The organism is Pseudanabaena sp. BC1403 (assembly GCF_002914585.1).
GTDB lineage: Bacteria > Cyanobacteriota > Cyanobacteriia > Pseudanabaenales > Pseudanabaenaceae > Pseudanabaena.
This window is the reverse complement of record NZ_PDDM01000004.1, coordinates 60,588-74,563: the sequence shown is the minus strand read 5'-3', so window position 1 is coordinate 74,563 and position 13,976 is coordinate 60,588. Positions and strand designations below refer to the sequence as shown.

The window sequence follows — 13,976 nt, the reverse complement described above, 5'->3', positions numbered from 1 at the left end:
CGATGCACTACTCCTATTTTTATGGGTTGTATAGCGATCGCAACAGCATTAAATCTAAGTTAAAGCATCAGGATCAATACCAAGTTCACGTAACTTAGCAGCTAACTTATCAGCGCGAAGGCGCTCTTGCTCAGCGCGAAGGCGCTCTTGCTCAGCACGAAGGTGCTCTTGTTCTGACTGTTCTGCACTCCATAGCAGCAAGTTACCTGAGCGATCCCACCAACGCAACCAATTCATAGACTGTCCTAATCTTTCTCCAGACCAAATTCCTAAAAATAATTCTAGCTCTGGAATCCATACTTGCCCTTGGGAATTCAGCTCCTGTATATTATATTTCCCATTTTCTAAACAGCGCACTTCCAAACTGGGCTCATAAGGGTCATAGATGACATAAGTCGGTACTTGTAGAATGTATTGATAGAAATAAAGCTTGCCATAAGGAGGAGTCGATCTTACCGAGAATTCACCACATTCTGACTCAGATAGAAACTCCATAACAATGCTAACAGGCTCACCTTCCAGATTTTGAGTATAACTGCGACGGACGGTTCCCTTTGTAACAGGATAAACTTTGGATACATAAAACCAATCAGGAGCTTTGACAACGGCTTTGTTATTTATCGTGGCAACTAGTCCGAAGTTAGAGCCAATGAGCATTTCTGATTGGATGAGGCTTGCTGCTCCTAACGCATCGGTAAGCGCCGCCGCAAGGGTTGGTTGTTGAATATTCTCCACAGGATCGTCAGGTAAAACAAAATCGGTGGGCAAAGATTCCCAAGTAATTGTTGGCTCGGTTTTGGTGGATGGTATTTGGAGAATCATAAAATTGATCTCAACAAAAAAGTTGCAGTGATTTACTTTAACTGGAGTCCAGTATAGCAATAATACTAATACTCACAATGGCGTTGCCATTGTGAGTATTCAAAGCCCTTAAAGACAAAAAGAATTTGGATTAATTGTTCTTTTGTAAGACAGTTGAAATAAGGCGATCGCTATTAATTGCAAATAAAGCAGGGAGATCCTTAGAAGGAAGAGTCATGGAGCTGATAAAGTCAACTTTCCATCGTTCGCTATAGGTTGGAGGAAGCGGGACAATTAGATCTTGAGAAACTTTTTGAAGCGCAGGTTGAGAATTACTGAGTATGCCAATTAAATCTTTATTTTGATTGCAAACAATAATCAATGATGGCTTTGAAGATACGATCGCTCCATTGACAACTAGCTGAGGAATATTACTTACTTGTACTTTAGTTTGACCAAATAGTATTTTCCCAAGATCGATTAGCAGCACATTTTGTCCTACAAGGGTAATCTTAGGAATATGTTTCTCAAGCGGAATTACGCGATAGATCGATTCAATTGGCAGAATAAACCAAGCAAGACGTAAGCGAAAAGCAACATATTGCTTTCCAATATCAGCACGAAGTTCTGAAAGTCGTTGCGATCGCAGAGAAGAAATGGCTGGCATAATTTGGTAACTGGTAATTGGTAATCATCCAAGTAGGGTAGGCAATGCTCATTTTGAATGTATAAGCTGAGATAACGTTTGTAGGAGCTCATTATCTTTAAATGGCTTTGAGAAATACGCGGAAGCTCCCAGACGCATTGCTAAATCTCGATGTTTTGCGCCACTTCGAGACGTGAGCATCATCACAGGAATATTTTTGCAATCATCATCTCCACGAGATTGGACTAAGAAGCCAAATCCATCTAGTCTGGGCATTTCGATATCGCAGATCACCGCACTGACTTTGGAATCTTTAGGTAATGTTTGCAATTTCCGCAACTTCTCCATTGCTTCCAACCCATCTTTAGCTTGTTCAACCCGATAGCCAGATTTTTCTAGGGTCATCGCTAAGAACCTGCGTACGTTAATCGAATCGTCAACGACAAGCACGGTAACGCGCCGATCTCTTCGCTCTGATGGTAAGGTGAGTGTTTTGCTGGGAGGTACATCAATATCAGCAATTGACCAAGTGAGTAAGTTGTCAATATCCACCAGTGGCACAAGCTTCCCACCACCTAAAATAGCGCAACCCATAAACCCAGTCGGCATTGGGATCGGGCTTTGCAAACCACGAATGGTTACTTCCTGTTCACCCCAATAGCGATCCACTTGCAATCCGAAGGGAACGTTATTGCGTGTCACAACTAGCATTAAAGGTTCGTCTACAATCGGGCGATTTTCAGTTTCAACTTGAGATTGAGGACGCGAGAAGTGAAGGCGATCGCCTAATTTCAACAAAGGCACAGAATAGCCTTCCCAATCTAACACCTCTTGGTTAGCAACAGTATAGATCGGAGCATCCTTAATTAAGAGGATTTCTTCAACCGCACTAGTGAGAATTGCCATCTGTAAACCATTGCTTTCAAATAGAAGTACTCGGGCAATTGAGAGAGATACTGGCACTGTCAAGACAAAAGTTGTCCCCTGTTGAGCTTCTGTTTCGACACGGACGCTGCCACCAATCATATTCAAATTTGAGCGCACCACGTCCATACCAACGCCACGACCTGAAAGCTCAGTCACGCGATCGGCGGTACTAAATCCTGCTTCAAAAATCAACTCTAATAGTTCAGTTTCACTAGAGCCATCAAGATCACTCTCGCTTAATCCCATCTGCAAAGCGCGATCGCGTAGTTTGGCAAAATCAACACCATTGCCATCATCGCTGACGGTTATTACGGTTTGGTTACCACGATAACCTGCGGCAATTTCGATCTTTCCTTTTGGTGGCTTACCAGCAGCAATACGCGCTTCTGGCGTTTCAATGCCATGATCAAAGGCATTACGAATCAGATGCAAAAGCGGATCTTCTAAAACTTCTAAAACCGATCGTTCAACTAAAGTTGAACTACCACGCACGACAAGTTCAACCTGTTTGCCATGTGTCAATGACAAGTCTCTTAGCAAACGGGGGAATCGACCTAAAACCTCACTGAGCATTCGCATTCTCGCTTGCTCGATCGCAGTCTGCATTTGTCGCGATGCACGTCCCAACTCACGCTCAGTACCCTCCGTATCAGTTAAAGCTGTGTCCAAATCGCTGGAAACTTCTTGTAACTGCACAACACTATCCATAATTTCCCGCGATAGTATATGTAACTCACTATAGGAATCCATTTCTAGTAGATCAAATCGACTAGCATAGGGGAGAAACACTTCTTTATTTGGATCTTGACTGGTAAAACGATCACCTTTAATACTGGCAGGCGTTTCGGATGCGATTACTGCATTTACAGGAAGGAGTGACTCAGAGGAGGTCGCCACTCGATCATATGCATCTCTTAATTGAGAATTAGATTGCTCTAAGCCATGCATTCGTGTATTTAAAAGTTGCACCAGATCTCGCATTCGTTTTAGCTGCATACGTAGTCCGCTACGCTCAGCATTCAACTCACCGAAGCGATCGCTAAGTGCCTCTAGCTGTCGGAGAGGAACACGAATCGTAGCATCTAGATTTTCGTCAGGTTTAGCAAGGTCATTGCCTACAGTATCATCATCATTGCCTGAATCTTGAATATCCTCTAGATCTAGCGCAGATTTTTCCAGACCAATTATTTGTTCTTCATGCAAAAAGACACTATCTAATAATTTTGCGTTAGCCTCTACTATGCTAGAAGAATTGAGAGATCCTGCATCTGAATCTAAAAAGAGGGCGACATCAAAATGTTCAGGTAAAGCCTGAAACTGACCAACCAAAACAAGGGCTTGAGATCGTCGCCAAGCTTCCAGAGCCGCCGTTGTCACTTCGTGAAGATTATGTTTTTTTGATGCTAAGGCAGTGCTAATTTCTGCACAAAGACAGCTAAATGCAGGAAGTTCGAGTATTTCTCCCAAACAACCAAATTCTTGACTGGTAAGTTCAAACTCTTCCCGCAGTACATTAGATGTGGGATCAGCTAGGACAGCAGTCAACCGCTCCAAAGAAGCATCTACTTCCGTCGAAAACATGATTACCCGAATATCCTCACCTGATTCTTCAGAGAGGATATTCGCTTCATCTTGAGCCGTTAGTTCGCCTAAAATTGTGCGCAAATGTTTGAAAGGAGGATTGGCAAATTCTTGCAACCAAGCATCATCAGGAGTTTTTCGCTGCTTATGAATACTAGCCGTTTTCCTCATGTTATCGATCGCACTAAAGAATAGGCTTTCGACCTCAGGAGTCGCCTTTTTGTTACCAGTTTGTAAAATCTTAAAAAAGTCTTCTAATTGGTGAGCGAGTTCACTTAGAGCCATAAAGCCCATCATCCCTGCACCACCTTTCATCGAGTGAGCTGCCCGTAAAATCTTATCGAGGGCCGATCGCTGCAACCCGTGATCGCTTAAGCCAATGATTTCTGTCTCAATATCCGACAAAAAGTCTTTAACTTCATCAAGGAATAGCAATCGAATTTCCCATTCGCGATCGCTTAATGTATTAGTTGCCATATCGACCTCTACTAATTTTTAAAATTATTTTTGAGACCTGCGCAAATCACAGGTCTCAAAAACTTTATGCCGCATCAACCTTAAAGGTTTCCACTGAAGCTTGTAACTTACTAGCAACGTCCGCCGTCTCTTGGAGGGCGATTGATACTTCACGGGAAGTAGCTGAAGACCTTTGAGACTGGGTAGAGAGATTTTCCATAACCAGCTTCACTGACTGAGAAGTTTTTACCTGCGAAGTTGTTGCGATCGAAATGCCTTGGAAGAGTTCGTTTACCTTCCTCGCCACATCCACAATCTGACTCAAACTCTTCCGTGCATCTTCGACCTTGTTCGTACCTTCAACAACCTGCAATGTACTTGCTTCCATTGATTCGACTACTTCGCTAGTTTCTTGTTGGATGCTTTCGACAATCCGTGCAATTTCTTTGGTTGCCGTTGCTGACTGGGCAGCAAGTGCGCCAACTTCTTCCGCAACTACCGCAAAGCCTCGACCTTCTTCACCCGCACGCGCCGCCTCAATACTGGCGTTCACCGCCAACATGTTTGTTTTTAGCGCAATCTGGTCAATTAGAACGACAACTTTAGAAATCTGTTGAGATGCTTCACCGAGACGTTTTACCTTTTTGGTGGTTTCAGCAACGGTTTGACGCAATTGCAGGATACTGGTTGCTGACTGCTCGATCGCGATACTACCAGTTTCTGCTGTAGTTGCTGCTAAGTTGGAGGCATCAGATGCTTCCTTAGCATCACTTGCCACCTGTTGAATCGAATCAGTCATCTCTTCTACAGATTGCAGCGCATCATCAAGTTGTTCGGCTTGTAGGGTTGATTCACTAGCTAGGTTGCGAATCGATTCATTGTTGGTATTTACTGAGGAGTTTACCTGCAAAGTGGCAGTTTTTACTTGCGATACAATGTCCCGCAAACTTTCCACGATCGCATTAAAAAAGTCGGCAACGATACCAATTTCCCCCTCCGAGATTTGAGCGCGAACGGTCAAGTCTCCACTCACCGCACCCTCAACATCAGATAGTAGTGTAATTAACTCTCGCTGAATTAACTCACTCCGCTGACGTTCTTTTTCTGCTAATTCAGCAGATTGTCGAGTTTGCTCTTCTTGGAGCGAAATGAATTCTTGCAACTGACCCGCCATCAAGTTGATGTTGTCGCCCAACTGCGCCATCTCATCTTCACCTTTTACGGTGAGGCGAGTCTCAAGATTACCTTTCCCAAGTTTGACTACCGCATCAGTTGCATCGATTAGAGGCTTTGTGGCGCGTCGGGCGATCAAGATCGCCAATGCCGCAGCCAATATCCCTACCACACCTGTTGCTGCTATCAAGATTAAAAGCAACTGTTGTACAGGTTGAAGTGCAACGTTAGTATCAATTGTCATTATCGCTTCCCACTTCAGATCTGGTAGCCCGTCCAATTTTGGCAATGGTGCATAACCGACAAATTGTTCTTTATTAGAAAAGCCGTCAACAGAAGTTGCCACATCAATTTCACGCTTTGCAATGATAGAAGCTAGTGCAGGAAAATCGGTTTTTAGCTGACGACCAACTTTCCCCTCTTCTTTGGCGATAAAGAACGAACCATCGGATTCAGATAAGTGGTACTGCCCGTTACCCAAACCAAAGTCCTTAATAATTTTTTCAAGCTCAGATGCCTGCGTTCTTGTCCGAATCACAGCAATAGTTTTACCTGTGACTGCATCTTTAACTGGCGCAGCAATAAAGAAACTTACTTTCTTGCTGACGACAGAAGGTTCAGGCTGACTGATGTATGGCTTGTCAGTTGACAGAACCGTTTGAAAATAAGATCGTTTAGAAATATTAGCGGGTGGTGGTTCTGGGCTCACATCAAGCATCAGAGAACCATCCAATCGGTACACAGCGATACTGTCATAGATCAGATAGCTCTTGATATAGGCATCTAAAATATCTTTCTGTTCAGATATTGGGATAGCTTCTCGTATCTTTGAATTGGTTAAGAATGAAAGTTTGGCAAGAACTTGAATATCTGCATATCGATCTCGCATGAAATAGGCAACCCGATAAACCAATGCATTGGCAGTATCAGCTTGTTGTTGTTTGACAGTGTCAGTAATTTTTTGTCCAACATAGAAGTAAGCAAATCCACCCAAGGCAATCAAAGGAATTGTTATCGCAGCAATAGATACAACTGTGGTCTTTGTCTGCAAACCTAGAGAATTCCACCAGTTTCCACTGAAATTCTTTTTAGCTGCTGGAGCCACAGGTATAGATATAGATGAATCCACTATACCCACCGACTCATTGCTTATTCCATTATTAGAAGATGTATCATTGCTATTGATTGCATCAGAGCTATCAATGCGAGAACGTGAATCGAGAACCATGATTTAAAGCTCCGTTGTTCAAGGAAAAAGTTAAAAGAAAAAAGAAAAAAGAAATCCAGTTTACACAGTGAAGTTATGGCTGGAGATCGCCTCTGCATCTAAAACATACAGATTTTTATTAGCCCCTTCAGCATTGAGGAGACAACCACGCAAAAATGGTACGGACTCAATGGGAATATTTGTCTGCGGAAATTCTAAGGGCGATACAATCTCTGTCTCGGCAAACCGCAACACTCGCCCAATCCGATACACCCCTAGCCCCAGAAATGCACCTCCGATTTGTAAAATGGCGATATGGGTAGCGATCGAGGTGGAATCAAGCGGTGCAAACCCCAAAGCCTGAGGTAAATCTAGCACCCAAAAGACATTACTGCGATGCTCAACTAAACCCATCAAACAAGCATTAACGTTAGGCATTTGCGTAAAGCGATCGGCATCTAGCACTAAGGTTTCACGCACATATTTGAGTTGTACCGCCACAATCACATTTCGCTCTATTTGCAAGCTGAGGTGTGGCAATCCTGCGATCGCCTGTGTTCGTTCCTCCTGTAGCTCGATCATTAAGTCGGACATTTCATTACCCTCCTAGCGATTGCACTGCATGCAAAATCTCCTCTTTTGTAAATGGCTTAGTGAGATAAACATCAATCCCCTGTTTGATTCCCCATAAACGATCAATTTCTTGTTTTTTACTGGTGCATGCAATTACAGGCACTTTAGCTGGAGTATTTTTTTTAATGGCTCGACAAAGCTCAAGCCCACCCATTCCAGGCATTACTAAGTCGGTAATGACAATATCAGGTTTATCTAACTCAAACTTTGCTAAGCCTTCATTACCATCACAAGCGTGTATCACAGAATATCCACCCTGACGCAAATACTCACAAATCAATTCACGTTCCGAAGAGACATCTTCTACTACCAATACTATAATCAATTTCTAAATCTCCTTACTATATAAAAATATATAAAAACGGATAAATCACAATGCTCAAGGTATAGGTATCTATATAACAGAGCGCATCGCCCGCAAAATATCTTCACGAGAGAACGGCTTAGTAATATAAACATTAACTCCTTGTTTCATGCCCCATAGTTTGTCAAGCTCTTGATTTTTAGAAGTACAGGCCACAATTGGAACATCCTTCGTCTCATTATTTTTTTTCAAACTGCGGCATAGCTCTAATCCACTCATTCCTGGCATGACCAAATCTGTAATCACAACATCAGGTCTCTTTCCTTCGATTTCTTTGAGGGCTTCTTGCCCATTACTTGCACTGATTACTTTATAGCCACCTTCCACTAAATAACCAACAATCAAATCCCGCTCAGAAGCAGTATCCTCAACTACAAGAACTGTCGTCATAATGCATTCTCCCTATATATTTTTTTGTTCGTTATTAACTAGTGGCTTTTTCAGATAGGATTTTACTTTTTTGTAATAATCCTAGTATTTGAGCAAACTCATGAATCTTAGTATATAGAATATAAAGATACCACATTTAAGCAATGCCTTTTCAGATTCCTGATGTTTAATTACTGCAAAACCAGCAATTAATGGAGGCTTAAATATTGCCACAAACATGCACACAAATACCTACATCAAATGACGCATAATCATTCTCAGTAAGTCGGCTTTGACAAATGGTTTGGTCAAATAATCTGTAGCACCTGACATCCTCGCTCGTGCGCGATCAATTAATCCTTTATTACCAGTCACCATCACAATGGGAATATCTTTTAAAACCGAAGATTTACGAATTAGAGAACAAAGTTGATAGCCGTCAACAGTGGGCATTCCAATGTCTAGCAAAATCAAATCAGGACGAATAGAAGTGATTTTCAACAAAGCTTTTATGGAGTCTTGAATCAACGTAACTTGAAAATCTTCACTACCTAAGTAAGTGCTGATCATACTGAGCATTGATTCACTATCATCAATACAGGCTATCTTCCAGATTTTTGATGATTGTTGTGGAAAAATCTGTGAGATCCCAGCTATATCTCCACCTAAACTAGCTACATTCACAAAAGATTTTGAAAGTTTTTCGATATTTTCTTGCTCTTCGGCAGGAGCCAGATAATAGGTGTGCGGCAACATATCAAAAGGAGATAAAGGCTCTCTCAATATGATGGAGCCATCACTAATAAGGGGAGCGAGTTGCTTTGCGATCGCCAATGGATCTTTACCGAATAATGCACCCAACTGACAGAAGTTAAAACCACGTAAAACTCGCCCAAGTCGCTGTACAGTATCAGCCGACATCCGTTTTTCCGCACTTTTTTGGCTGACTAAATAGGGACATTGGTAGGGGGAAACAATCATCGGTCCAAATTTATACCAAGCTTGAAGTCGCTGCGTCACAACTTCTAAAATCCGATCAATCGATAAGCTGCAATAAGTTTCTTTCAAAAAGTGTTCATAATAGATACCCTCAAAATCACCTTCTGGCAAACACAAGAATGCTTCGACAACTTCTTGGATGATCCGTGCTACTAGTTTCCCAGCAATAGGTTTTGACAGATAGTTTTCATCAACTAGCCACAAAATTGCAAGATATTCAATACAAAGAATTTCGCTAGTAACTTTGTACTTCGCATTATCTGGAGATGGGTCATCAAACATTAGCCGAAGCTGAGATCGCAATTTGTCGTTCAGTTCAGGAACTTCGCGACTTAAACTTCGTAGGTGTCTTTCTAATCTTTCAAAACTATCTAATGAGTGGGAAGCATAGACCAATTTCCCGCGATCAATATAGAAAGACCAACGAATGCGATCTCGGACAACATATACACATCCAGATCTACTTAGCTCTAAACTTTTTAATAAGTTCCGAGCCGATTCCTCGTGCTCTTTACACGTTTCATCTAAATCTATCCCAGCACGCATAACATTAATTGCCGATTTTTAGGTATGAACTTTGATCGTAATCCTACTAGCTAGTATAACTTCGCACCTTGTCAACTTGTATTTAACCATGCGTTAATCTTTTTAATTAAGGCATCTCTAATTCCCCTTAATAGTTATTAAAGCATATTCTCGTCGAAATTAAAATTAGTTGATTGTTTTTTTGCAGACATTTCAACAAAACCTTAATAAGAGTAAGACATATGTCATGACAGGAAACAATTGCATACAAGGAATTTAGCATCGAAGGCAATATTTCCTGTAAAGCAACCCTATACATTCCGAACGATTAACAAACAAGCCATAAACACTTGCCAGGCAAAGATTTCAACAAAAATGGATGCGAAACAAAAAATGATTTTATAAAGTTTTAATCATGCATTTATTATGAAAATCGCAGCCATAAAATACTAGGATCAAGCTATTCTTACCTCAAAGACAAACCCAAGCAAAATATTCATGGATATATGCAGTTACCCTAGTCTAAATGTTACTAGTTTTCAATTTTCAAGCCGCAATATTTAAGCCATTTGGCTGATCAAAATAGTTTTTCCTATCGAACAACGCCAATTCAAAGATGAACTGCAATGGGTTCTAATGAAGCAAAAAATACTTCACAAGGGAGAGATGACCAAGAGGTTTTCTCGGTTGGCGATTCATCAAATTCACTATCTTTTAGGAATAATCTATCTTCACTATTTTGAAGTTTATACTTTTGGGATAAAACCCTCTAGTTAGTTCTTTTGTATGTCCATCCAATCCACGCTCCTATGAATGATACAAATTGGCGAAGAAAGACACTAGTTTTATGCTTTCAGACAACTTCTCATGCTAGCAGGATCTCTTCGATTATCAAATGCCCTCGTCTTTAGGAATGCTGGTTTTGCAGAAATAAAGAGTTTAGTCCTCACTTTCCCTCACTCTATTTATTTCTGTCATCGTCTTTTTTGGGCTAAACCAGCAAGTAAATACTTCGATGCTTTGTCAACATTCGTAAACACAATAACCGAATGGTTGCAACCAATTACGGTATCACTTTCCCAATATCCGATCGCTTTCTTCAACTCGGCGAACTTGGGATGGAACCAGAATCGAGCCGATTTGGGATTCCATCTCGATACTGACCAGCAATTCTCATTATGAGAATTGCTGGAATCTGTTTCATCCTTTGCGTCGTCACTGTTAATGATTTATAGCAATGTAAGAGATAGCTAGGACAAATCAAAACCCAAATTAATAAAGGCGGAGCGAAGCTCCGCCTTTATTAATTTGGGTTTTAAGTCCTAAGCAAAGCTTACATTGCTATAGGATTACTAAAATATAGAACCCTAACAAATGGTCTTAAAACTGTGTCGCTTTTTTTATCGAAACTTTTGCCTCTGTTTTTTTATCCACTTGGATTATCCAGTCTATTAATTACGATCGCCTTAGTAATTTTGTTATGGAGAACCAAGCGATCGCGTAATGCTAGTAACTCTAGTAAATTAATCAGCTTATTTAAAAAAAATCGTTTTGCCTCAACCCTAATAGGCATCGCACTAGTAATTTTATTGTTAAGCAGCAATGAAATTTTTTCTAAGTGGTTAGTGCGATCGCTGGAATGGCAATATCTGCCAAATGGGGATATCCCCAAAGCTGAAGCAATCGTAGTCTTGGGCGGCGGTACAAGACCACGCATAGCGCCGAGACCTTGGTACGAGGTCAATGAAGCTGGAGATCGCATTTTGTATAGCTCGTGGCTCTATAAGCAGGGCAAGGCTCCCTTAATGATCGTCACTGGTGGCAGAGCCGAATGGTTAGGCGAGGGCGGTAACCCTGAGTCCGAGGATATGGCTGCGATCGCTGAATTTATGGGTGTGCCCTCTGATGCCATTATCCAAGAATCGCAATCTTTTAATACCCGCGATAACGCGATTAACACAAAGGAAATCCTTGCTAAAAAGGGAATCAATAAAATATTGCTAGTAACATCGGCTCTGCATATGCCGAGATCGATGGAAATATTTCGGAAAGTCGGCGTTGAGTCTATTGCTGTCCCAACTGACTTTTTATCGGTGCAAAATGACAACAACAAAGGTTTCGCCTCAATACTTGAGTTATTGCCAAGTGTGGATGCGCTCAAAAACTCCACCAATGCGATCAAAGAGTACATTGGCTTACTTGTTTATCAATTAGCAGGATGGGCTTAACTGCCAAAAGAAAAGGCAAGTTTTCTTAAAAGTCCTGCAAAGCAGCACTTTTAAGAAAACTTGCCTTTTGATTTCAACGTAATAAATACCACCATTTACCGTAGGTACTTGTGCACATGATGGCTCTCTGATTAAATAGGCGCTAGTAATATCACAAAATTTATAAATCCTTATGAGCAGGGGCAACGGCAAAAATAGCAGCAGCATGAACACGATTTGGCTCGTGCTGGGATTAGCTGCCCTCGGAACTGGCATGGGTGCAGCGATCGCTTCGCGATTGGTCTCCCGAACATCCTCTACGGAGATAGCCACAGCCACAAATGAATCAGCTTTAAACCCTGCGAATCCTGTTGCAAGTAATGAATCGCGAGCCTTTTGTCAATACAATGCTTTGGAGTCGGTGACGGCTTCCCTCTATCAGGTCAGATCGATCAATGCGATCGCCAACGACCCATTACCAGTTTTATCAAGTCTGAGCAGCAGTATTAATGCTGATCTGATCGCTAGTTTTACCCCCGCCCCATTTCCTCAAATCAGCGATCGCGCCCGTACTGCCAAAATCCCGATCATCATGTATCACGACATCACTGCGGTAAAAGACGTAGATTGGGATGTCACACCTGAAGATCTCGAAAAACATTTTCAAACACTCCAAGAAGGTGGGTATACACCGATTACGATGGATCGCATGGTTAATCATCTGCGTACAGGTGCGCAATTGCCAGAGAAGCCTGTATTGCTCACCTTCGATGACAACTATGTCGGACAGTACAAATATGCGTTTCCACTGCTAAAAAAATATAACTATCCAGCAGTATGGTCTGTTCACACTCGCTTTGTCGGCACAGGTGGGAAAAAACCTAAAGCTACATGGGATCAACTTCGGGAAATGCAAAAAAGTGGTTTGATCACCGTTGCTTCCCATACAGTTAATCACTTAAACATGAAGAACTTGAGCGATTCTGAAATTGAACGAGAAGTGTTGGAATCGAAGAAAGTACTTGAAAAAGAATTAGGGATTCCTATAGATTACTTCACTTATCCTGAAGGAGAATTTACGGAACGAGCCAAGGACAAAGTTAAGGATGTTGGTTATAAAGCCGCACTTTCAATGAGCCTCGATCCTCGTCAAGAGCGCTCAGCTAATGAATCAGAAGATTTGATGTCTATTATGCGTTTTGGTCAATCACGTTTTAGTGAAGCGATCGAGCAAGCTTCTGGAGGAACCTCTGCAAGTCAAGTTTCACTTTTGCCAACAGTAAGTAATGGAGTAATCAATTTTACTACTCCTGTAGAGAAGCGCACTGTTACTATTGATGGACTGCCACTTACTCTTGTACATGGCGGCCGCGCAGTCACAACTCATGCTGATAAACGCGCTCAGGTTGCTGAGATTCTTGCCATGACTCCCAATGCGATCGCGGCGGTTGATGGCGGCTTTTTCTCCCTCGAACGTATTGATGGCAATACGATGATTGGACCCGTAATGAGTCAGTTTTCCAGCTATGCAGGAGTTTTTAACACTGGGAATAAAGGCGAAAACCCCCTTCTCAATGGTCGTCCTCTGGTTTTGATTAGCCCTACGACAGTCAAATTCATTCCCTTTAATGCCGCTAAGCACACTTCTCTAGAAGCTGTAAGAGCAGAATTGCCTGATGTCACTGATGCCTTTGTCGCCGCAGGTTGGCTAGTCCGCGATGGTAAACCACAATCAGCAGAATCCTTTGGTAAGCTTTATGGATTTGACGCAAGTCGCGATCGCGCTTTTTGGGGAATTGATCGTTCAGGTAGACCGACAATCGGCGTAACTATGGAAATGATCGATTCCGTCGGCTTAGGGAAAATCTTGGCGAAAGCTGGGTTGAGAGATGTAGTCATGCTCGACTCTGGCGCAAGTGCATCGCTTGCCTATCGGGGCAAGTCAGTCATGGCTTACGAGCCTCGACCTGTTCCGCACATTGTGGCACTTTTACCACCCGATCCCGCTCCTGTGGAAACTGCTGAAAAGCCTAATTGCCCAGTGAGCTTAAATCCATAATATCAATTCACAAAAGTGTGACGGCGCTT

At 42.1% G+C, this 13,976-nt stretch carries 11 protein-coding genes; 3 read left to right on the top strand and 8 right to left on the bottom strand.

All coding sequences use genetic code 11. The features are described from left to right. Positions 1 to 54 precede the first annotated feature (54 nt). The 8 genes from CQ839_RS05295 to CQ839_RS05260 form a co-directional block, all read right to left on the bottom strand. Positions 55 to 822: a Uma2 family endonuclease gene (locus CQ839_RS05295; RefSeq protein WP_103667237.1), complete on the bottom strand. Its 768-nt coding sequence runs from the start codon at positions 820 to 822 to the stop codon at positions 55 to 57. A gap of 130 nt (positions 823 to 952) precedes the next feature. After that, the gene (locus CQ839_RS05290) at positions 953 to 1,468 is read right to left on the bottom strand and encodes a chemotaxis protein CheW (protein ID WP_103667236.1); all 516 of its coding nucleotides are present in this window, start codon (positions 1,466 to 1,468) and stop codon (positions 953 to 955) included. A gap of 48 nt (positions 1,469 to 1,516) precedes the next feature. Next, positions 1,517 to 4,432, bottom strand: coding sequence for a hybrid sensor histidine kinase/response regulator (locus tag CQ839_RS05285; RefSeq protein ID WP_103667235.1), 2,916 nt, complete (start codon positions 4,430 to 4,432; stop codon positions 1,517 to 1,519). A 64-nt stretch (positions 4,433 to 4,496) separates the two neighbouring features. Beyond that, positions 4,497 to 6,812: a methyl-accepting chemotaxis protein gene (locus tag CQ839_RS05280; protein WP_103667234.1), complete on the bottom strand. Its 2,316-nt coding sequence runs from the start codon at positions 6,810 to 6,812 to the stop codon at positions 4,497 to 4,499. 60 nt (positions 6,813 to 6,872) lie between these two features. Beyond that, positions 6,873 to 7,385, bottom strand: coding sequence for a chemotaxis protein CheW (locus CQ839_RS05275; RefSeq protein WP_103667233.1), 513 nt, complete (start codon positions 7,383 to 7,385; stop codon positions 6,873 to 6,875). A 4-nt stretch (positions 7,386 to 7,389) separates the two neighbouring features. Then, positions 7,390 to 7,749, bottom strand: a complete 360-nt coding sequence (locus CQ839_RS05270; protein ID WP_103667232.1) for a response regulator transcription factor — start codon at positions 7,747 to 7,749, stop codon at positions 7,390 to 7,392. A gap of 69 nt (positions 7,750 to 7,818) precedes the next feature. Beyond that, on the bottom strand, positions 7,819 to 8,178 hold the full coding sequence (locus CQ839_RS05265) for a response regulator transcription factor (RefSeq protein WP_103667231.1): 360 nt from the start codon (positions 8,176 to 8,178) through the stop codon (positions 7,819 to 7,821). Between the two features lie 231 nt (positions 8,179 to 8,409). Continuing rightward, the gene (locus tag CQ839_RS05260; protein WP_103667230.1) at positions 8,410 to 9,702 is read right to left on the bottom strand and encodes a response regulator; all 1,293 of its coding nucleotides are present in this window, start codon (positions 9,700 to 9,702) and stop codon (positions 8,410 to 8,412) included. Positions 9,703 to 10,548: 846 nt separating this feature from the next. Here CQ839_RS05260 and CQ839_RS05255 point away from each other — a divergent pair. The 3 genes from CQ839_RS05255 (at position 10,549) to CQ839_RS05245 (ending at position 13,947) form a co-directional block, all read left to right on the top strand. Beyond that, positions 10,549 to 10,863: a hypothetical protein gene (locus CQ839_RS05255; protein WP_103667229.1), complete on the top strand. Its 315-nt coding sequence runs from the start codon at positions 10,549 to 10,551 to the stop codon at positions 10,861 to 10,863. Positions 10,864 to 11,069: 206 nt separating this feature from the next. Next, positions 11,070 to 11,909 carry a YdcF family protein gene (locus CQ839_RS05250; RefSeq protein WP_103667228.1) on the top strand — a complete coding sequence of 280 codons (840 nt, stop codon included), beginning with the start codon at positions 11,070 to 11,072 and terminating at the stop codon, positions 11,907 to 11,909. A gap of 205 nt (positions 11,910 to 12,114) precedes the next feature. After that, positions 12,115 to 13,947, top strand: a complete 1,833-nt coding sequence (locus CQ839_RS05245) for a polysaccharide deacetylase family protein (RefSeq protein ID WP_258040631.1) — start codon at positions 12,115 to 12,117, stop codon at positions 13,945 to 13,947. Positions 13,948 to 13,976: the final 29 nt, after the last annotated feature.